This is a genomic window from Microcystis sp. MC19 (assembly GCF_003019735.1).
In the GTDB taxonomy this organism is placed as follows: domain Bacteria; phylum Cyanobacteriota; class Cyanobacteriia; order Cyanobacteriales; family Microcystaceae; genus Microcystis.
In genome coordinates, this window is sequence record NZ_CP020664.1 from 4449942 (window position 1) to 4470424 (window position 20483).

The window sequence follows — 20483 nt, forward strand, 5'->3', positions numbered from 1 at the left end:
TAACCCCAAGAGAGCCGAAAAAAAGCGAACTTCTCTGGGGAGAAATTCGCCTTAATTTCCAGAAATTCTGAATTTATTAATTAGGCACGAGCTTCGAGACGACCGTAGAAAATGCCGCGAATTTTCACTTCTTCAGCATCTTTTGCGCCTAAATCGGTGTCGGAAGGCTGTTCACTTTCAAAAACACCAGCAAACTCGCCGGTAGAAGCGTCAACTTTAGTTACCTGTAAAGACATAGTACCTTTACCCAGTTCCGTCGCTTTGACGTTAGCGCGCTGGAAATCTTGACTATCAGCACTAGCGGGTAAAGCGACAGCATTATCATAACCCGTTACCACACCCCGACCTTTGGGATCTAAGAAACCAGCGCCACGATAGGAGGGAACTTTAAAGTCGCCTTCAAAATCGGTGGAACTGTTAATCGAGTTAAATCCGGCTTCGGTTTTGCCAGTGAAACCTTTAATGGTAAAGAAGAGGGGAACTCTTTCACCTCCGGGTAATTGTACGGTAATGGGTTGGAAATCGATACCGTCTTCTTCCTTGAGGGTTAAAACACCGTCTTCGCCTACGCTTAAACTCGCTGTCATCTGTTCTAAACTGGTGGTATCTCTGGTTAAGAGTTTACCCGGGATAAAGGTGGCCGCTTCCCGCTTATTAACGGGTTCACCCTTGACAAAATATTCTTGGGGTTCCAAGCATAAATCCGTCACCACATAACTTTCGCCGCGTTCTAAGGGGAGAGTACCCCGGGTGAACTCGGAAATCTGCGGACATTTGTTAGCTAATCCCGTGTTTAAAATTTCATCATAGGTTAGCTCGTTTCTATTCAGGACGGCACTAGGCGCGTCGCTACAAGCTGTCAATACCCCTAAGCACAAGGCTAAAAAGGCAACTAACAAGGCACGAAATCTCATCTATGTCAACCTCTCTTTGTCAATCTTTACAATTACTACCCTTGATCCATAGCCTGATGAATTATCGAATCGGTTGCGCCAATTCACCGAAACTCAGTTTATCAAAGATCAGTGACCATTGAGAAGATGGGAGACAGGGGACGGCAGGCAGGGGATAGGAGTCAGGAGATAGGAGTCAGGAGACGGGAGGCAGCCGGCAAGAGGCAAGAGGCAATAGGCAATAGGCAGGAGGCAATAGGCAGGAGGCAGGAGGCAATAGGCAGCTTTGTTCTCCCCACTTCCCCACTTCCCCACTTCCCCACTTCCCCACTTCCCCACTTCCCCACTTCCCCACTTCCCCACTTCCCCACACCCTCTTTCAAGTCAGGAGGCTCTAAGTAACTGATAGCTGATGACTGATATGATCGGTGTGACTGTTTTCAGATGCAAAAATTTCGATGAATAGCCGATTGCCGGGAGATAATAGCCAATTAGATAGCCAACTGCATTCCCTTGTAACGACGGTGACAGCGATCGCCCAAGAACAGCAGGGAGATTGTAACGGTTTGTTAATGTTGCTGCGAACTTTAGAAAATTTACATCGGCAAATTCGCGAGCAGATGTTCGAGCCGTCTTTACCCAATACCCGTAAGGACTTATACGGATTACTCCGGGATATCGAGGAAACCGGGGGATGGCCCTATATAGAACGGATGAAGTTACAAATGTTAATGGAAAAATTATTAGCCAGTGAAGTCGGCGCGCTCGATTCGGCGGCAAAAAGCGATGATCGGGAAAAATGAAAAGGTGTTGGGTTTTTAGGGTGTTAGGGTGTTAGGGTGTTGGGGTTTTAGCTGAAATTCCCCATTTCCCCATCTCCCCATCTCCCCATCTCCCCATCTCCCCATTGCCTATCGCCAAGGGGTACGGAGCGGGTTACAGTATTGGGAAAATGGATATTTAAGGGTAGTTCGTAAATCATGACCACCGTGAACCCGATTAAATTTGGAACCGATGGCTGGCGCGGGATTATCGCCGCCGATTTTACTTTCGATCGAGTCGCTCTGCTCGCTCCCTTGGCGGCTCAAGTTTTAGCGGATAATTATGGTCGGATCACGGGTTCGCGGACGATGATCGTCGGCTATGATCGGCGGTTTATGGCGGAGGATTTTGCTCAAACTGCGGCGGAATCGCTGCAAAAAGCTGGTTTTGATGTGCTTCTCTCCCAATCCTACGCTCCCACTCCCGCTTTTAGTTGGGCAGCTCGATCAGAAAATGCTCTCGGTGCGATCGTGTTAACCGCCAGTCATAACCCAGCTAAATATCTCGGTTTGAAGGTTAAAGGTTATTTTGGTGGTTCTGTCTCGCCGGAAATTACCCAACAAATTGAAGCTTTATTGTCTAATCCGCCGCAATTTAAGGCCAATGCAGGTAAATTAAGCACTTTTGAACCGTGGTCGGGTTATTGTCAGGGTTTACGCCAAAAAGTTAATATTGCCGCTATTGCCAACGCGATCGAATCGGGACAACTAAAAGTTTATTCCGATGTCATGCACGGTGCGGCGGCTACCGGTTTAGAGCGTCTTTTGGGGGTGGGAATCACGGAATTACGCGGCAATCGCGATCCTTTGTTCGGTGGCGGCTCTCCGGAACCTTTGCCGAGAAATTTGACGGAAATCATCGATAAGCTGGCTCACAGCGCAAATTTAGCCCCTTTGCGAGTAGGTTTGGTCTTCGATGGCGATAGCGATCGAGTGGCGGCGATCGATGGTCGGGGGAATTTTTTAAGCACCCAAAATCTCATCCCGATTTTAATCGAGCATTTAGCCGGCAAAAAAGGAATGAGAGGGGAAATTGTGAAAACGGTGAGCGGTTCCGATTTAATTCCCAAATTAGCCAGTTTATACGGTTTATCGGTCTTTGAAACCCCGATCGGTTATAAGTATATCGCCGATCGAATGTTGACCACTCCTGTGTTAATTGGTGGGGAAGAATCGGGAGGTGTCGGTTATGGTAGTCACATTCCCGAACGGGATGCTTTATTATCAGCTTTATACGTTTTGGAAGCAGTGGTAGAATCGGGCCAAGATCTAAGCGATCTTTACGCGCAATTACAGGATAAAACTGGTTTTTATTCTCAGTATGATCGTATTGATTTGCCCCTAGCTAATATGGCAGCTCGCCATCAGTTAATTACTGCTTTGGATCAGGAACCCTTAAGGGAAATTGCCGGTAAACAAGTGACTGATTGTAATCCTATCGACGGTTATAAATTCCGTTTAGAAGATGGGAGTTGGTTGTTAATTCGCTTTAGTGGTACAGAACCAGTTTTGCGTCTCTACTGTGAATCTTCAACCCTCGATCGAGTTCATGAAATTCTCGCCTGGGCAAAATCTTGGGCTACCTAAATAGAAACCCGTTTTCTTGAAGAAAACGGGTTTCTATGTTATTTTTTAACGCATTCAATAATACAAATATCTTCTTGAGTCGGAATAATTCGATTTAATTTTAAACCAGTTTGGCTCAACAATTCCTCAAATTCTTCTGCGGTTCTTTCTTTACCTCCCGGACACATAACTAACATATTTAGGTCTAACATTTTAGCGGCCGAAGGATTATTACCCGCAGGAACAACCATTTCCAAGACTAAAACTTTCCCATCGCTATCTAAAGCTTGACAACAGTTTTTCAAAATAGCAATCGCTCGTCGATCATCCCAATCATGAATAATATGTTTTAATAAATAGCCATCTCCTCCCGACGGTACGGATTCAAAAAAACTACCTCCAACGGTTTGACAACGATCAACAATACCGTGTTTTTCTAAAGTGGGTTGACAATGGGAAATTACATATTCTTCATCAAAAAGAATCCCTTTTAGTTGGGGATATTGCTCTAAAATTGTCCCCAACATCTCACCGTACCCACCACCCACATCTACTAGGGTTTGAAATTCCGAGAAATCATACACAGCTAAAATAGCTTTCTCCTCCGACAAAGAAAAACTATTCATCGACTGTTCAAAAATCTCTGCATCTAGCGGATGAGTTTGAAAATATTCAAAGACCCCCATCCCAAAGACATCATCAAAGGATGGTTGTCCCGTTTTAATACTATGTAACACATTTCCCCAAGCTTGATAATGGGGGGCTTCTCCTAACATAATCGCTGTCGCTTTTACTGACCGGGGATGGTCACTAGATAAATGTTCAGCTAAGGGAGTTAGTATAAACTGTTGAGATTCAGTTTCTTGAAAAATTCCCACACTAGCTAACCCTCTCATCAGTCGGTATAAAGCAGCAGAATTGGTCTCAGTTAGGGAGGCTAACTCTTGACAAGATTTCGCTCCTTCCCTATTTTTGGACGGGAGCTTATTTCCTGTCCAGTTGTGGCGGCGTTACCGTCGAACCACTAAAAAAATACGTCGAGAACCAAAACTCCCGGAAAGTGGAAATGCTACCGCGTTAGTTTCATTCTGGTCGCGATTCATCTCCCGTTAACCGCTACGCGGTTTAACGGGAGTCATCTCGCTCCATCGAGATAGAATAAATCTGCTGCAAAAGCAAGTTATCGAGGCGGTATCGGGTCAAAATATCTAAAACTTAGGATAAATTTGACATAATCTTCGGTTTTATGGATCGGATAGTTGTCTCTTGTCTTTTTTCTCCTCCAGTCGCCTGTTTCGGACTCTCCTTATCTAAGGAAAGATTCTTGATTTTTGCAGGAGATATAATAAATCTATCGATTTTGACCCCTAAAAGCGGACCGCGGACGGCGCACATTGATTACGGCAAAAAGCGCAAAAATGATTACAATCGATCCAAAATATCAACGACTAGGATTAAATGGCTACTCATATTGTTACTGGTGTCGCAGGTTTTATCGGTTCTAACTTGGCAGAAAAGCTGTTAGAACAAGGAGATCAGGTGATCGGTATCGATCAATTTAACGATTATTACGACCCCAGTTTAAAGCGCAAAAATGCTCATATTCTAGCAAAATATCGCGAATTTAAGTTAATTGAAGCGGATATACAAGCCCTCGACTGGCGACAACTGTTGCAAGGAGTAGAAGTATTATTCCATCAGGCAGCCCAAGCGGGAGTCAGAGCAAGCTGGGGTGATGGATTTCGTCAATATACCGAAAGGAATATAAATGCTACTCAAATCATTCTTGAGGCCGCTAAGGAAACCCCGTCTTTACAAAGGATGGTTTTTGCCTCCACTTCCTCGGTATATGGCAATGCGGAAACGATGCCGACTCCCGAAACCCTTTGTCCCCAACCGGTTTCACCCTACGGCATCACCAAATTAGCGGCAGAAAGACTCTGTTGGCTATATCACCAGAATTTTAACGTTCCCGTCACTGCCTTGCGTTATTTCACCGTTTATGGACCGCGGCAACGTCCCGATATGGCTTTCCATAAGTTTTTTCAAGCAGCGATCGCAGGTAAAGCCATCGGCATCTACGGGGATGGCAAACAAACCCGCGATTTTACCTTTATTAGCGATGCTGTAGCCGCTAATTTAGCCGCTGCCGTAGTGCCGGAAGCGGTGGGGGAGGTGTTTAATATTGGTGGTGGTAGTCGCGTGGTTTTGCTGGATGTCTTGGATACCATGGCAAAAGTCATCGGTAAACCGATCGAGCGATCGCATCAAGGACTCGCCCGGGGAGATGCCCGTCACACCGCCGCCGATGTCACCAAAGCCCGTACTATTCTAGGTTATGACCCCCAAGTCTCTTTAGCCGAAGGATTAGCCCAAGAATGGCAGTGGATTCAGGAGTTATATTGTTAATGGTTAGGGTGTGTTAGGGCATCGTGACACACCTAAAAATCCCATCACGGGAGCAATTGCTTAATAATCAAAAAATCTCCCTTTTATGGGGAGATTTTGGACAATATCTAGGGTTATACCCCGACAAATTACACCAATTTCAGATCGGGATAATTGGCGAGAATGTCGTCTTGACTGAGAATATCACCCTCGCTTTGGGGAGTCCAAATCACTTCTACCGCTAAAAGTCGATCGCCTCCCATACTACCAATTTGTTGCAGGGCTTGTTTCAAGTCTTGGGAATCATTAATTTTGGCTAGAGAAAATTTACCGACAATGCCAGCTAAAATAGTCACCAAAATATAGCCTTCCGGTGCGGTTTTAGCTAATTCTCCAGCCGATTCGGGTAAAGTATTTTCCCTAGAACCTTGACGCAGTTGATTATTGTAATTAGTTAAGGTTTCCGCCGTTAGTTTACCGCGTTCGTTGAGAGACCACTGATTAAACTTCGCTTCTGCACTGCTGAGGCTGGTTTGTTGGCAATCGACGTTACCATAAACCCAGTATTCCGGATGACGTAACAGGGCGAGGGCCGATTCTTGTAAGACTTCGACGCGTCCCTCGGAGGTGCTAGTATCCACAGTTAGGGCGATTTGATTTAATTCTTGTTGCAGATAACGGGCATTAGCCAACAAACCCACCTGTACTTTAGCCACGGAGACGGTTTCATAACCGGATTCTATCGTCATACCATTCTCATCACTGCCTCCACCATTACGGAAAGCATTAACGAGGAAATTGGCAATAGCAAAAAAGATTAACAGAGAAATTAAGCCACCGCCACCACCACCCCAAAAGAAGGGTAAAAGGAAGGGAAAACCAATACCTCCACCGTAACCGGGGGAACTGTAACCACCACCTCTAGAAGGGCTAATACTGCGACTAGGGGCGCGAAAACTACCGCCCCCCATTCTACCCCCCGATGCCGCCAAAGCACTGGAAACATTGCCTAAAATCAGCGTTGTCACTAATCCTAGAACTAATAGCGGCTTGGCAAGCGATCGAACTTTAGTTAAAATTTTGTCAATCATAAGAACACCGAAGCAACCCTTTATTTACTAGGATAACCAGTTTCTCCCTCAGGGATAGACAAACCCCGAATAGGGATAACCGAATCAGTTATCAGTGATCAGTTATCAGTTATCAGTGATCAGATTTGAGTTTTCAGTTCACTGTTTACTGTTTACTGATCACTGACAAAACCCCCACCCCCAAATTTATGACTTGGAATTTCTCCTCTCCCACGGATTCACCCTTAGGCGATCGCGAAGTACCCTTAGAAAATCATCATCTCTGGGGTAAACGGATTGCTTTACTGGTAACGGGAGGGATTGCGGCCATGAAAGCGCCACTAATTGCCCGCTCTTTGCGGAAATTTGGGGCTACAGTCGTGGCTTTTGTCTCGGAAGAAGCTTTAAGATACGTCACCAGGGAAGCTTTGGAATGGAGTACGGTTAATCCCGTAATTAGCCAATTAACGGCAAAAGCAGAACATTTAAGCGATCAATCTCCCTTTGATCTTTATTTAGTCGCCCCCGCTACCTATAACACGATTAATAAGTTTCGTTACGGAATCGCTGACGGAGTGATCACTTCATGCTTGGCCTCGGCCTTGGGACGACAGGAAAAGGGAAAAACTAAAATTCTGCTTGTCCCCACCATGCACGGCAGTTTACATAATGCTATTCTGACTGAATCTTTGCAAACTCTCGATCGCTTGGGAGTCGAGATTATGCCACCCCGCGATGATTACGGTAAGCACAATCTCCCCGGGGAAAAAGAGATTACCGTGGCAGCCTGTGGGATTCTCAGTAATTCTGTCCTGAAAAATATGCCGATTTTAGTCACTGGTGGACCCACACCCGTGATTATCGATAATATCCGTCGCTTAACTAATCGTTTTACTGGACAATTAGGGGCCGCTATTGCAGAAGAATTATACCTGCGCGGGGCAAAGGTGCAGTTAATCCACGGACGGGGCAGCTATACACCCCCCGCTTATTTACCCCATGAAATTATTGAAACTTATGACGAGTATCTAGGGAAGGTTATGGGAGAATTAGAGAGTAAAGATTATAAATTTGGGATTTTTTCGGCGGCAGTGGCCGATTATCGCTTAGAAAGCCCTTTTTATGCTAAGATTCCCAGTGGAGGGCAGTTAAATCTTAATTTTGTGCCGACGGAAAAAGTGATTGACAAGGTGAGAGAAAAATTTCCCGATTTAGAGATGGTGACTTTCAAGTATCAGGAGGGAGTCAGTCAGGAGGAGTTGCTGGAAATCGCCCGTAAACGCCTAGAAAAGGGCTATCAGGCCGTCATTGCTAATAGGGGTGAGGAAAAGGGCGATCAAGGGGAACAGGTGGCTTATTTGGTCACAAAAGCGGCATTGGGGAAATTTATCGGTAAAAAAGCGATCGCTATTGGCATCGCCGAATATTTAGAAGAGCGAGCCAAAAATGTTACAATCAAAAAAATTTAATATTTTTTAATATTAATTTGCAAAAATTTAGGGTAAGACAGTCATGGGTAACATCAACTTCGTCAAAGAGAATAAGATCGTGGTAGCGGCAGATGGAGCGAATTTACGAGAGAAAGCAATCCAGAATGGCGTTGATATCTACACTTTTGGCGGTAAATTGATGAATTGTGGCGGTTACGGTCAGTGTGGTACTTGTATAGTGGCAATTGTCGAGGGGATGGAAAATCTCTCGGCTAAAACCGACTTTGAACAGCGCTGTCTGAAGAAAAAACCCGAAAATTATCGTTTAGCCTGTCAAACCATCGTTAATGGCCCTATTAGCGTCCAAACTAAACCAAAATAGCCTTTAAGCGTCAGTCCCCACCCTCAGCAACGCACCGGTGGGGAAGGTGCGGGGAGCGGCCATTGACGGGTTCGATAGGGGTGAAAATTGCCAGACAATATTACTTGAGTGCCAAATGCTTGGCATTTAATAGCATAATTCCCTGCGCGACTTTTTCAGCCAACCCTAATTTAAGGAGATGTCTTGGGAAGACATCTCCGCTTTCCCTGGCCAAGCACTGACAATCAAGAGGTTTGCCAGAAAATATCAGCTTTACTGCCTTTAAACTAAGTATTGGACATTTTAGTACAAATGTCCGAACTTCCTCTGATACTAAATCCCTTTTTTTTAATAGTGTGATTAACTCTCAAGTTATGAATTGTTTCTCCCCACACCCCACTATCCTATACTTTTTAAACAGGATTTAGTATGACTACTCTCTTCACCGCTCAGATAGCGATCGCTATCTGAGAAAATTGCTCATTTTGTCATCTAGATTGCATCCCGATCGGAAACCTTTGGGTAATCTATGAGTACAGATACTCAAACCTCCCCTTCCTTGCGGCGTTGCTGATCGGGATAATTTTTTTCTCATAAACTTTACAATATTTAATAATTGTTGTAATATTAGTTAAATAACCAAGGTTCTCACTACTTGCCATTTATGCCCATAAACTCTACATATAGCTAAAAACAGGACTATAGAGCCAATTAAATCCTCAATTAGATTTCTCTCTATCCTTGAGTAATCACTCACCAATCTCTTTACAAAACTAGAAAAAACTCCGATAGCATCTCCTTAACTGCCCCTGGGGAAGCGATCTGAAAAACGCCATCAATCCCTGCATATCAACCCTCAACCGACGCGCACTCATGAAAACCTCGAAAAACCCCACCGATCCAGTTCGCTCCTATCTCAGAGAAATTGGCCGAGTTCCCCTTCTCACCCATGAAGAGGAAATTCTCTACGCGAAACAGGTACAAAGATTAATTTTTCTGGAAAAAATCAAAGAATCCCTAAGATCTCAACTCGGCAGGGAACCCAGCGATCGCCAGTGGTCAGAAGCGGCGGAAATTAGTGAAGAACAACTACGTCGAGAATTAGGGGCGGGGGATTTCGCCAAGCGCAAGATGGTAGAAGCGAACCTGCGTCTAGTGGTTTCCGTGGCTAAAAAATACCTAAAACGCAATCTAGATCTATTAGACCTGATCCAAGAGGGAACCATTGGGATGCAAAGAGGTGTGGAAAAATTCGATCCCACCAAAGGCTATCGCTTTTCCACCTATGCCTATTGGTGGATTCGCCAAGCCATCACCCGGGCGATCGCAGAAAAAAGTCGCACCATCCGTCTGCCCATCCACATCACCGAAAAACTGAATAAAATCAAAAAGGCCCAGCGTCAACTAGCTCAAGATAAGGGTCGCGCTGCCACCATTGCCGAATTAGCCGAGGAATTAGATCTAACTCCCAAACAGGTGCGAGACTACTTGGAAAGGTCCCGTCAACCCCTTTCCCTTGACTTAAAGGTGGGGGACAATCAAGACACGGAATTAGGGGAACTCTTGGAAGATACGGGACTTTCCCCCGAAGATTACACTGCCTATTCTTCCCTGCAAGTGGATTTGGAAAAACTGATGGCAGACCTCACCCCTCAACAAAAAGAAGTGATTTGTCTGCGTTTTGGTTTAGATAATGGGCAGCCCCTCACCCTAGCGAAAATTGGCGTTCGACTCAATATCAGTCGTGAACGCGTCCGTCAGATCGAACGAGAAGCGATCGCTAAATTAAGAAAACGCAGGGCTAACATCAGAGAATACCTAGCTAGTTAGGGTTTGCGGCAAAAAGCTGTTCGTGGGGGCAGGGTGTGGGGTGTAGGATGTGGGGATAACAAAGCTGCCTTTTGCCTTTTGCCGACCGTCCCCTGCCTCCTGCCTTCGTTAAGGGTCAAATTGAGCGTCTGAATAACAGCGAGAAAAATGGCCCATTTCTAGATTTATCGGCCACTTTTCTCGGCTCTTATTTCTCTACTTCTTCAAGATATTTTTGCAACAGGAGAGCTAATTTTTCTTTAGTGGCGACGGGAACAGAATCTAGACGGGTAAGAATAGCGTATTTAAGGGCAGAATGAGCGACGGAAACGGGAGGATTAGCTGCCAGACGACGCACCGTTTCTTGGATGACTTTTTGGGCATTAATAGCGTTATGGTGGAGATTTTCGATCACCATTTCTACGGTGACATGATCGTGATCGGGATGCCAACAATCGTAATCGGTAACTAAGGCTAAGGTAGCGTAGGCAATTTCCGCTTCTCGCGCTAATTTAGCCTCGGTTAAATTGGTCATACCGATCACGGTTGCCCCCCAACTTCTATAGAGATTTGATTCCGCTTTAGTAGAAAAAGCCGGCCCCTCCATACAGAGGTATGTACCGCCCCGATGCAGGGTAACTTCCGGTAGGTTTAAACTGGCGACGGCATCCCCTAAAATGCTGGCTAATTGGGGACAAATGGGATCACCAAAGGCAACGTGGGCAACAATTCCCTCCCCAAAAAAAGTCGCTATTCTCTCTTTAGTTCTGTCAATAAATTGATCGGGAATGACTAAATCTAGGGGTTTAACTTCCGCTTTGAGGGAACCAACGGCCGAAGCGGAAATAATATATTCAACCCCTAATTGTTTGAGAGCGTGAATATTAGCTCGAAAGGGTAATTCGGTCGGTAAAAAATGGTGACTTCTGCCATGACGCGCTAAAAAGGCAACTTCTGTTCCGTCTAAAGTACCGAGAATTAAAGCATCGGAAGGAGAACCAAAAGGAGTATCGAGGGATACTTCCCGCACATCCTTGAGGGCATCCATTTTATACAAACCACTGCCGCCAATGATGCCAATTTTTACCGTCGTCATAGTCTTGGAAAGAATTAGTTATCGTTGCCTTGATGTTACCACAATTGAGCGATCGAACTGTGATAATTTTTCTGTCAAGGCCTTACTTTTTCTTTTTCTTGCCTTTGAGGGAACCATTAATTACACCATTAAAGCCATAAATTTCTTCAGTTCCCGCAATGGCAACTAATTCCACCTCTTTCGTGTCTCCCGGTTCAAATCTAACGGACGTACCTGCGGGAATATTCAGATGGGTTCCTTTGGTTAATTCGCGCTGGAACTCCAAGGCCTCGTTAACTTCATAAAAATGATAGTGGGAACCCACTTGAATCGGTCGATCACCTGTATTGGCCACAGAAATACGCAGGGTGTCGCGACCGACATTAATCTCAATCTCCCCAGATGGTGTGATAATTTCTCCCGGAATCATAACTGCTAAAAATCTCCTGTTAATGAATGGGATTGTGAACGGTAACTAATTTAGTACCATCGGGAAAAGTCGCTTCGATCTGCACTTCCGTAATCATTTCCGGGATGCCTTCCATTACCTCCTCGCGGGTTAACAAAGTGGTGCCGTAACTCATCAATTCAGCGACGCTACGACCTTCCCTCGCACCTTCGAGGATGGCGGCGCTAATATAGGCGATCGCTTCGGGATAATTTAACTTGATACCACGGTTTTTGCGTCTTTCGGCGAGCAGTGCCGCCGTGAAAATGAGTAATTTATCTTTTTCTTGGGGCGAAAGTTGCATAGATGGGTCTTTTTTTCACACAGATGCCTAGGGTTATTGTAGTTCTTGGCGGGATAGTTGTAGCGATCGAGTTGTGAAATTTTATTTACTTAGCCTGCTTTATTGATGAAGATTTGGGAAGATACTTAAAATTCTTGCTAGGAAAGTCCTTCAGCGATCTGGCTAAAAAACGGCTGGCAATTGGTGAATAATTCAGGCTAGTGTCTCGTTCTTATTTGAAATAACTATAAATCATTGCTGGATTGGAAGCCAGCCATGCCACCATTAATCGGGAACGGCAATGAGTTCTGTGGGGCGACAAATGACGGTGATTCGCAGTTAGAAAAAGACAACCACCGGCAACTCCCAGAGGAAATAGTTTATCAAACCAGCAAAGGACGATTAAGCAATAAAATTAAACGCCAAAATCCCATCATTAAAATCGTTATCGCTGATATTGGGTAAGTTCCCCGGTAAATCCTCAAAGCCAAAGATATTATTCCCCCTTGACCGTAAATGTTCCGCCCCATCGGGATTTGCCGACCCAAAGGAGAAATAGGCCACTTCATGACTTATATAGTTTTCTAGGGTAGCCGCCACGTTATCGGGATTCTTGGTCAAAAATGCCTGAACACTCCCTTGCAGACTTTCTCCCAGATTGCCCCCATTGGCAATTACAAAGGGTGCGTAGCGTCGCCCCCCTTCCAACAACACATCCCCAAATTCAGCGGCGGTGGTGCTTTGGTTTACCCCTTCCCCACTGGCCCGCAAAATGAAGTTATTCACTGCTTGACTTAAGGCGCTACGGGCATAACCCGCTTGACCGGGTTGAATTAACTCTGTCACGTTGCCATCTCCATCTAAATCGAGGCTGTCAAAAACGGCTCCGTTATCATCGGCCACTGGATAGAGACCGACAACGTTATTGAAGAAAGCTCCCGTCTGTTGGAGTCCCTCCTCAATGGCTGTCACCTGTATGCTACTGGGCAAGTTACTGAAGTTGAAAACCAGAGAACCCTGTCCATTGCCCGTATTTTTAAATTCAAGGGCCTGGGGATTAACGTCTTGGTCGGGTAGATTGGTAATTTCTAGGGTGAAATTAACCGTTGCGTCTGGCGTGGCATTGGGAGCCGGGTTGAGGGTGGTATCCGTTACCGCCACCGTCAGATTATAGAGGGATTGGGCTTCAAAATCAGCCTTACCGATGAAGAATAATTCCCGGCCACGAATCTGGAAACTGCTCTGATCATTCCCCAACAAAGAAAGGCTATTTGTCCCCAAGGCATCATCGCTGATCTGAATATCGGCAACTTTGACACCTTGACTGGTATCGGTATTTTCAGCGATCGTATTGGTGCTATTAGCAAGAATTAGGGCTGTGGGAGCTTCGTTGACATCGGTGATGTTTAAAGTTAAGGTTTGGGTGAGATCGGGGGTGACACCAACGGTTGTATCATCGACATTGACGGTGACTTCGTAACTGTTTTGAGCTTCAAAATTAGGAGTAAAACCGACATAGAAAAGAGCCGAATTCTGAATTAAGAAGCGCTCCCTATCCCGTCCCGTGAGGAAGAGATTATTGGTTCCTAAACCATCATCTTCAATCAGGAGATCGGCGACTTTAAATTCTGGTGTGACATTGACATTTTCAGCTAACTCGGTGACAGCATTTTGGAAAATTAGGGCTGTGGGAGCTTGATTACTAGGTGTTTCATTAACATCATTTACCACAATTGTCAAGGTTTTCTCAAAACTGAGTCCCCCTTGGTCGGTGGTTTTTACCCGAATACTGTAACTATTCTTGGTTTCAAAATCCGGGGAATTATTAATCTGTAATTGATTCCCCACAATCGAGAATGCTGAGTTATCTGTATCCCCTGTTCCTGTAACTAAGCTATAGATAAAGCTATTACCAGTATCGGGGTCTGTGGTAGAAAATGTTCCAATCACTGTATTAACAGGGACATTTTCATTTACTGTGGTCGCACTTAATGCTAGATCTGTGGGAGCTTGATTACTAGGATTTTCATTAACATCATTTACCGCAATTGTCAAGGTTTTCTCAAAACTTAGTCCCCCTTGGTCTGTGGTTTTTACCCGAATACTGTAACTATTCTTGGTTTCAAAATCTGGGGAATTATTAATCTGTAATTGATTCCCTACAATCGAGAATGCTGAGTTATCTGTATCTCCTGTTCCTGCTATTAAGCTATAGGTAAAGTTATTACCAGTATCGGGGTCTGTACTGGAAAATGTTCCAATCACTGTATTAACAGGGACATTTTCATCTACTGTGGTCGCACTTAAGGCTAAATCTGTGGGAGCTTGATTACTAGGATTTTCATTGGTGCCAATAGTGACAATAACTGAAGCTTGATCGTCTTCATTGGGATTATTGTTATTGGGAGTAGAATCAGGATCAGGTTCAGCTACTGCAATCACTTCAGCAGTATTAGAAAGACTTCCTCCAGAAGTAACTTTGGTAACGATATCTACGAAAGCTTGATTATCCTTGGCGATATTCCCTGCTTCCCAAATGCCAGATGTGGAGTTGTAAGAACCTTGCTGAGGATTTGACGAAACAAGAGTTAATCCTTGAGGCAAAACATTTTTTACCTGAATTGATGTTGCAGCCCCTAGACCTTTATTGGTTAGAGTTATTTTGAAAGTAACTAGGTCATCAATATTCGCTGTCGTTTTATCTGAAGTTAGAGAAAGTTCCAAATCAGCAGGTTGAATTGTACCAGGTGCAACGTTGAAACGCTGTACTACTGAGTCATTGTCTGGATTAAAGTCTGCTTGTGCGCTTGAGACTTGAATCAAACTACTGGTTGAACCCGAACCAACCAATCTGCCTGAAACAACTACTGTTGCTGATTCATTGACGTTAAGGCTGCCAATATTTGCAGTAATTGCACTGCTAGAAATACTTCTCGTACCTTTACTGGCAACAGCAGACACATCAAGGATATTTTCAAGGGGCAAGTTATCGCTGAGTGTGACTCCTGTTGCATTAGAAGCACCGATATTTTTAACGGTAATGGTGTAGCTGACTTGATCTCCTAAAGTAAGAGAATTAGTTACTGGAGTCACACTCACTTGTAGATCTACTCCAGTGGCTGCTGTTGGTGTGAGAGCAAGATTGTAGGTGGTGTCACCTTCGTATTGGGATACTTTTACAAAGTAGTCTCCTGCGGGTAATGCCGTAATATTAATATTTTCATCTTGATTGTCTGTTCCTTCAGAAAGCTGAATCACTTCATCAGAAGAGATTACACCGTCTCCATCTTTATCTTGAGACAATTCTAAATCGGCATCTGCTGATAAGCCACTAAGATTGAGGGTAACTCCACTAGGATTTGTCAGGGTAAAGCGGTAATAGTCAATCGGATCAACATTACCAACAAAATCGTTTTGGGTGGAAGCAGTTAAAGTGCCAAGATTGAAGGCAGTGGCAATAGTATTACCAGCTTTGTCTGTAGGAATGACTGATGGGGTTGCAGAAAGGTTGAGGTTGTAGTCTGTATTGCCATTATTACGAGAAAGCCAAATTATGTAATCTCCTATAGCTAACCCATTAACATTAATTGCTTCGGGTTCGTTGCCCTCATTGTCTGATATGGCAATAGTTTCATCAAAGTCAATCAGCCCATCATTGTTAGAGTCTTGTCCTAAATAAACAAATAAATTTCCTTGATCTAATCCATTAATTTCTAAACTAAAATCACTCACTTTATCCAAAGTAAAGCGGTAATAGTCATCGGAATCAACTGCACCAATAAAGTCCGAACGAGTAACATTGCCATCGAGTATCCCTAAATTCTCAGCATTGTTAGCAGTATTACCTGCATTATCTTGAGGTACTGGCAAAGGGGGGACTGTTAAAGCAAGATTATAGGTTGTGTCACCACTTTTTTGGAACACTCTGATGTAATAAATATTTTCTGGCAAGCCTGTGAGATTGATGGATTCTGAGCCATTTCCTATTCCCTCTGAACTGGTAATTACTTCTTCATCTTGACGAACTCCATCCTCGTTGTAGTCTCGAATTAACTCTATATCAAGATCATCTGATAATCCGTCTAGAAAAACAGAAAAATTCCTCAAAGTCAGGTAGTAATCCCCCTCAATTTCTGATTCACTAACAGGAGTACCGAGAACAAGTCGATAATACTCTTCTGGTTTGGCGGCGTTAATTATTCCGGTTAAATTCAAATTTCCTGCAACTGTTCCGAGATCGATTGCATCCAGTAAAGAAGAACTATTATTGAAAATAACTGTATTTTCAAAGTTTTCTGCAATGATTGGTGTATTGAAGGGAACAAGTTGAAAACTTCTCTGATTCTGAAGTAAAGTAGCTTGTGCTGGAACGGGTACTTCAAAGTGAATGTGTCCCCAGTGACCTGGACTAAATCTAGCTCCATCTGCCCATGTGCGAGGATCATTAAATAGTATTTCTTGAACGCCTTGTCCTCTAAATGCGTTAATGATGTTAATAGCATCTTGAGGGTTATAGCCAGCATTATTAACCAACAAAGTAGATATTTGTGGAAGTATGGTAGAACCGTTAGGAACTAAAAAATTGGTGGTCAGCCCACGGTTAAGATCAGCATTATCGTTAGGATTTCCTGCCCTATAAACATCACCATCTCTGATAATGATCTGATTGTTTGCGGTGGCGACATACCACGTGCCATTGATTCTCCTTTCCCTAAAAAACAATTGACCGTTAGGTATAATAAATGTACCAGGTACCTTTCTATTTCTAACAATTTCTCGTCCAGGCGTCTCTATATCAACTCCTCTACCTCCATCGTGTGTTGAACTTTCACCTCCTGAACCTTTATTTTCACTAACACCCGTTGATTTTATTTCTTTGCCGATAGTAGTGATCGCACCCTGAATAACATCACCAGAGAAGTTAGCCCCAAACCTCCTTTGTGTCTCTACAAATGTAAAGTTGGCAATTCGTTGATCTAAACTTACCCACTCAGGAGCATTGGTAGCATTAATGTATGCTTTGAGCGTTTTACTCTGTCCTGAGATCCGACCTCTCTCAAGTAGAGACTTTCCATTAACGACAATATTAAAAAGTTGAGTTGCCCATTCAGTGTTCCCTCCAGACTGTCCATTAACATTTAAGGGGTTGCCACTGCTGTCAGGAAACCCAAGATAAGCTAGACGTTGTTGTTTGCGATAAATATCAAGTTTATCGGTTCCAAATGTTACTAAATTGGTGCCAGAAGTAGAGAATCCGTCAGTAACGCTGACTTTGACATTCAAAGATTTCTGATCCTGATCCTCAACATCAAAAGTGACTTGCTCCAAACCAAGGTCTCCCGACCGATCTATTCCATAATTTTGGATAGCCCCAGTTACTTTAGGAACATAGTATAAAACCTCGTATGTATTTCCTACAGTTGCATTTTCTCCTTTCCCATCAATCAGTTTTCCCTTAGAAGCATCTGGAAGCGATCTTAGGGTGAGGTTGCCTCTTTGCTTAGTTAGATCAGCATCAGCTATTTTGACGACATCGCCTAACTTCCCATCTACATTAATTTCGGCAGTTTTATCAGAAACCGTGAAATTCCAAGCTGTACCTTCTTGTGGTGCTATCACCTCAATATTTACAGTATCTTGTCCTTGAACTTGCTTAAAGACTACAATGCCAGCCTTACTGCCTGAAACGGGCTTCTCGGTACTGAAAAGAGGGTCTTTACCTTTACCGTACCTTAATTCAAACTGGTCGGGAATGGAGAAATGTTCATACCGATAAGTCAAAGTAACGTTTCTTTCTGTTGTCCCTTGTGGTAAAGGATCTAGAGTAAAAACTTTTAGCTTGTTTCCTCCTTTACCACCACTTTCTGAAACAGGCTGCGCTTGCTCAATCGCTACTAATTTCCCATCCAAAGAAACAATCGCATGATCATCCTCAGCCTTCAACAATTTTAGCTGCTCAGACTCAAACACCTTACCCTGCACAATCCCCGAAAAAATCTCACCCTCATCACCAGCAGAATCCTCAGCATTCACTTGAGCATCCACAAAATGCCCAATTTCTTCCAACACCACCGCAACCAAAGCATCTAAACTAGCAGAAGCCAAAAAGCTTTCAGATAGATATATCTTATTAGTGCTAATCCCATAAGCGCCATTAGCCGTCCCTAAAACTGCGCCACTGACAACCTCAATCTCAGGAAGTTGACTAAAATTTCGACTTTGCCACTGCTGTCGTAATTGCGTCGCTTTAACCACATCATAACTTGTGCCAAAAGCGGTTTCTAAATTCGCCCAAAAACCATCAGATTGAGCGAAATTGAACAAAACATCGTCAACAGCAGGAAGAATCGGCAACAGGGTAGAAGTCATGACATTAACTGCAAAAGTTTATTGCTAACAGTTTTAGCCCAACAATCCCGAATTTGTCAAGACCCCTGTAACAAAAATTAAGATTATACAGAAAACGGGTTTCTCGGAGAAACCCGTTTTCTAGATATTAGGATAAGATTATTGGATTCTTGCCAAAGACTGCTTAAATTCTGCGAGAGAATTAGCGGTAGCTGCTAATTTTAGTAGCTCTTCTAAGATAGTAGGGTTAGTGATTTTGCCGATTATCTCTTCAATTTCTGAATAAATCTCGCCAAACCGCACAGTTAAAACTGTTTTTATGGCATCGCGGCTTTTTTCTAACGCGCCAATTTCTTTACCAATTTCCTTACCAATTTCCTTACCGCGTTCCATCCCTCGTAACTCCCCAATTTCCTTACCAATTTCCTTACCGCGTTCTATCCCTCGTAACTCCATATTACTCATTAAAGGCATGGTTCTTTCCTCCTCAAATTGTTTGATTTTACTCTCTAAACTTGACTGCAATTCAGGGGATAAAGTCATCATATTGTCGATGATTTCAAACAGTTTACTAAGTAAGGTAGGTATTACCCACACTACTTATTTATGATGATACTAAAAGACTTCCTACACTCCTCAAAAGAATTTACTATAAGTGCGGCTTTTAACATCTCTTCTAAAACCGAAATAACTGAAGCATCATTGAGACATTGTCCAATATCTCCAGGGATATCGCCTAGTCGGTTTTCCAAAACTTTTTTCACAAAATCACGAGCATTTTCTAACGCTCCAATTTCCTTACCAATTTCCTTACCAATTTCCTTACCGCGTTCGATTCCTCGCAATTCCATATTACTGATTAAAGGCATGGTTCTTTCCTCCTCAAATTGTTTGATTTTACTCTCTAAACTTGACTGCAATTCAGGGGATAAAGTCATCATATTGTCGATGATTTCAAACAGTTTAATTATCTGTTCTCTCTCGAACTCCTTCTCATACAATCCCCTGATTAACTTCCACTTCCACTGTTCCCGTTGTGGCAGCTTCCCAGTAGTCGCTTTTGTTTTCAGGTGTGCCATCACTATTATAGCAAAGGGATTGCTACTTGCTTCTAGTTCTGTCCATCTTTCCTCATAGTCCAGTAATTTGACTGTTGGGAATTTCAGACTCACTTCACAGCCGGCGATAGTATAATTATAGGAATCTGGTCGCCAATTTACTCGTTCATCTCCTAATATAGCGAGACTGATAACTGGTTTCTGATACAAATCAAAGGCCCGATAGTTATAAATATACATCCTCTGAGGGAAATTTTCTTCGTACTGGCTTTGAATTTCAATATGAATCAAAATCCAGATTTCTTCACCCCTGAGTAACCAGACTTTATAAAGTTTGTCAGCGAAACGTTTTTTTGTCTTAGCTGAAGCGGTAATCCGTTTGAGTTCTTTTTCCAGGGATTCGGGAGTTTTTGTCCAATCAATTAGTTGGTGAACTTCGGGAAAAAAGAAGCATAAAAACGCTTCAAAATACTCGGTTAATGCTTCTTTCCAGGGTTCATCATAATTGGCGGTTGTTGGGTTCATTTGAGTTGTTTGCTTACTCGTAGGCTGTGAAGCGCGATAGCGTAACGCACCGATTTAATAATAGAGGTGAATGGTGGTAATCTGGGGATTTTGTGGTAAAAAAGCGGATATTTGTTCGATTCCGTCTTGATTGGGAGTGAGAATAACGGTGGCGACTTCTGGAATTACCCCAGCTTGGAGACTTTGATAATCGGCAACACCAGCATCGAGGAAAACTACGGTAGCGGTTAAACGCTGATTTCTCACACTATCCACCTGATTAGCTTGACTCAAGCCATCAGATTGAGCAAAATTGAATAAAATATCGTCAATAGCAGGAAGAATCGGCAACAGTGAAGAAGTCATGACACTGACAGCAAAGGTTTATTGCTAACAGTTTTAGCCCAACAATCCCCAATTTTTCAATGG

Annotated in this window: 14 protein-coding genes and 3 pseudogenes; 7 read left to right on the forward strand and 10 right to left on the reverse strand. The window is 43.5% G+C overall.

Features of this window, described 5'->3' with window-relative positions:
* Positions 1–80: 80 nt before the first annotated feature.
* The gene (locus B5D77_RS22560; protein ID WP_008199011.1) at positions 81–914 is read right to left on the reverse strand and encodes a photosystem II manganese-stabilizing polypeptide; all 834 of its coding nucleotides are present in this window, start codon (positions 912–914) and stop codon (positions 81–83) included.
* A gap of 437 nt (positions 915–1351) precedes the next feature.
* On the opposite strand from B5D77_RS22560, the gene B5D77_RS22565 reads away from it, so the two are divergent.
* Positions 1352–1696, forward strand: a complete 345-nt coding sequence (locus B5D77_RS22565) for a hypothetical protein (RefSeq protein ID WP_008199013.1) — start codon at positions 1352–1354, stop codon at positions 1694–1696.
* 177 nt (positions 1697–1873) lie between these two features.
* Positions 1874–3301: a phosphoglucomutase/phosphomannomutase family protein gene (locus tag B5D77_RS22570; RefSeq protein ID WP_008199015.1), complete on the forward strand. Its 1428-nt coding sequence runs from the start codon at positions 1874–1876 to the stop codon at positions 3299–3301.
* 38 nt (positions 3302–3339) lie between these two features.
* Here the strand turns inward: B5D77_RS22570 and B5D77_RS22575 are convergent.
* Positions 3340–4245: pseudogene (locus B5D77_RS22575) on the reverse strand (methyltransferase); the annotation flags it as partial.
* Between B5D77_RS22575 and B5D77_RS22580 the strand changes: the two are divergent.
* Both B5D77_RS22580 and B5D77_RS22585 read left to right on the forward strand, forming a co-directional pair.
* Positions 4245–4361 (forward strand): annotated as a pseudogene (locus tag B5D77_RS22580) (transposase); the annotation flags it as partial. The pseudogenes B5D77_RS22575 and B5D77_RS22580 sit on opposite strands and share 1 nt — an antisense overlap.
* A gap of 377 nt (positions 4362–4738) precedes the next feature.
* Complete coding sequence (locus tag B5D77_RS22585; protein ID WP_106909685.1) at positions 4739–5689, forward strand: NAD-dependent epimerase/dehydratase family protein; 951 nt, start codon at positions 4739–4741, stop codon at positions 5687–5689.
* 128 nt (positions 5690–5817) lie between these two features.
* Here B5D77_RS22585 and B5D77_RS22590 read toward each other — a convergent pair whose 3' ends face one another.
* Positions 5818–6759 (reverse strand): DUF1517 domain-containing protein, encoded by a 942-nt coding sequence (locus tag B5D77_RS22590; RefSeq protein WP_008199022.1) that lies wholly within the window; start codon positions 6757–6759, stop codon positions 5818–5820.
* Positions 6760–6947: 188 nt separating this feature from the next.
* On the opposite strand from B5D77_RS22590, the gene B5D77_RS22595 reads away from it, so the two are divergent.
* The 3 genes from B5D77_RS22595 to B5D77_RS22605 all read left to right on the forward strand — a co-directional run bounded on the left by B5D77_RS22595 (position 6948) and on the right by B5D77_RS22605 (position 10359).
* Positions 6948–8207, forward strand: coding sequence for a phosphopantothenoylcysteine decarboxylase (locus B5D77_RS22595; protein ID WP_106910055.1), 1260 nt, complete (start codon positions 6948–6950; stop codon positions 8205–8207).
* Between the two features lie 43 nt (positions 8208–8250).
* Positions 8251–8550 carry a 2Fe-2S iron-sulfur cluster-binding protein gene (locus B5D77_RS22600; RefSeq protein WP_008199024.1) on the forward strand — a complete coding sequence of 100 codons (300 nt, stop codon included), beginning with the start codon at positions 8251–8253 and terminating at the stop codon, positions 8548–8550.
* An 852-nt stretch (positions 8551–9402) separates the two neighbouring features.
* Complete coding sequence (locus tag B5D77_RS22605) at positions 9403–10359, forward strand: RNA polymerase sigma factor, RpoD/SigA family (RefSeq protein ID WP_008199027.1); 957 nt, start codon at positions 9403–9405, stop codon at positions 10357–10359.
* Between the two features lie 187 nt (positions 10360–10546).
* Here the strand turns inward: B5D77_RS22605 and B5D77_RS22610 are convergent, their stop codons facing one another.
* The 7 genes and pseudogenes from B5D77_RS22610 to B5D77_RS22640 form a co-directional block, all read right to left on the reverse strand.
* A complete protein-coding gene (locus B5D77_RS22610; RefSeq protein ID WP_008199029.1) occupies positions 10547–11434 on the reverse strand; it encodes an S-methyl-5'-thioadenosine phosphorylase in 888 nt (295 codons plus the stop codon).
* An 82-nt stretch (positions 11435–11516) separates the two neighbouring features.
* Positions 11517–11843 (reverse strand): urease subunit beta, encoded by a 327-nt coding sequence (locus B5D77_RS22615; protein WP_008199032.1) that lies wholly within the window; start codon positions 11841–11843, stop codon positions 11517–11519.
* A gap of 19 nt (positions 11844–11862) precedes the next feature.
* Complete coding sequence (ureA, locus tag B5D77_RS22620) at positions 11863–12165, reverse strand: urease subunit gamma (RefSeq protein WP_002738360.1); 303 nt, start codon at positions 12163–12165, stop codon at positions 11863–11865.
* A 381-nt stretch (positions 12166–12546) separates the two neighbouring features.
* The gene (locus B5D77_RS22625) at positions 12547–18399 is read right to left on the reverse strand and encodes a pre-peptidase C-terminal domain-containing protein (protein ID WP_371515173.1); all 5853 of its coding nucleotides are present in this window, start codon (positions 18397–18399) and stop codon (positions 12547–12549) included.
* Between the two features lie 252 nt (positions 18400–18651).
* Positions 18652–19062, reverse strand: a pseudogene (locus B5D77_RS22630) (hypothetical protein); the annotation flags it as partial.
* A gap of 26 nt (positions 19063–19088) precedes the next feature.
* Positions 19089–20075, reverse strand: coding sequence for a hypothetical protein (locus B5D77_RS22635; RefSeq protein ID WP_106909688.1), 987 nt, complete (start codon positions 20073–20075; stop codon positions 19089–19091).
* A 54-nt stretch (positions 20076–20129) separates the two neighbouring features.
* Positions 20130–20420, reverse strand: coding sequence for a DUF4347 domain-containing protein (locus tag B5D77_RS22640; protein WP_254053007.1), 291 nt, complete (start codon positions 20418–20420; stop codon positions 20130–20132).
* Positions 20421–20483: the final 63 nt, after the last annotated feature.

Excerpts from the sequence above, each read along its gene's own strand:
- B5D77_RS22560 (WP_008199011.1), bottom strand. The coding sequence starts at position 914 with ATGAGATTTCGTGCCTTGTTAGTTGCCTTTTTAGCCTTGTGCTTAGGG.
- B5D77_RS22565 (WP_008199013.1), top strand. The coding sequence starts at position 1,352 with ATGAATAGCCGATTGCCGGGAGATAATAGCCAATTAGATAGCCAACTG.
- B5D77_RS22570 (WP_008199015.1), top strand. The coding sequence starts at position 1,874 with ATGACCACCGTGAACCCGATTAAATTTGGAACCGATGGCTGGCGCGGG.
- B5D77_RS22585 (WP_106909685.1), top strand. The coding sequence starts at position 4,739 with ATGGCTACTCATATTGTTACTGGTGTCGCAGGTTTTATCGGTTCTAAC.
- B5D77_RS22590 (WP_008199022.1), bottom strand. The coding sequence starts at position 6,759 with ATGATTGACAAAATTTTAACTAAAGTTCGATCGCTTGCCAAGCCGCTA.
- B5D77_RS22595 (WP_106910055.1), top strand. The coding sequence starts at position 6,948 with ATGACTTGGAATTTCTCCTCTCCCACGGATTCACCCTTAGGCGATCGC.
- B5D77_RS22600 (WP_008199024.1), top strand. The coding sequence starts at position 8,251 with ATGGGTAACATCAACTTCGTCAAAGAGAATAAGATCGTGGTAGCGGCA.
- B5D77_RS22605 (WP_008199027.1), top strand. The coding sequence starts at position 9,403 with ATGAAAACCTCGAAAAACCCCACCGATCCAGTTCGCTCCTATCTCAGA.
- B5D77_RS22610 (WP_008199029.1), bottom strand. The coding sequence starts at position 11,434 with ATGACGACGGTAAAAATTGGCATCATTGGCGGCAGTGGTTTGTATAAA.
- B5D77_RS22615 (WP_008199032.1), bottom strand. The coding sequence starts at position 11,843 with ATGATTCCGGGAGAAATTATCACACCATCTGGGGAGATTGAGATTAAT.
- ureA (WP_002738360.1), bottom strand. The coding sequence starts at position 12,165 with ATGCAACTTTCGCCCCAAGAAAAAGATAAATTACTCATTTTCACGGCG.
- B5D77_RS22635 (WP_106909688.1), bottom strand. The coding sequence starts at position 20,075 with ATGAACCCAACAACCGCCAATTATGATGAACCCTGGAAAGAAGCATTA.
- B5D77_RS22640 (WP_254053007.1), bottom strand. The coding sequence starts at position 20,420 with ATGACTTCTTCACTGTTGCCGATTCTTCCTGCTATTGACGATATTTTA.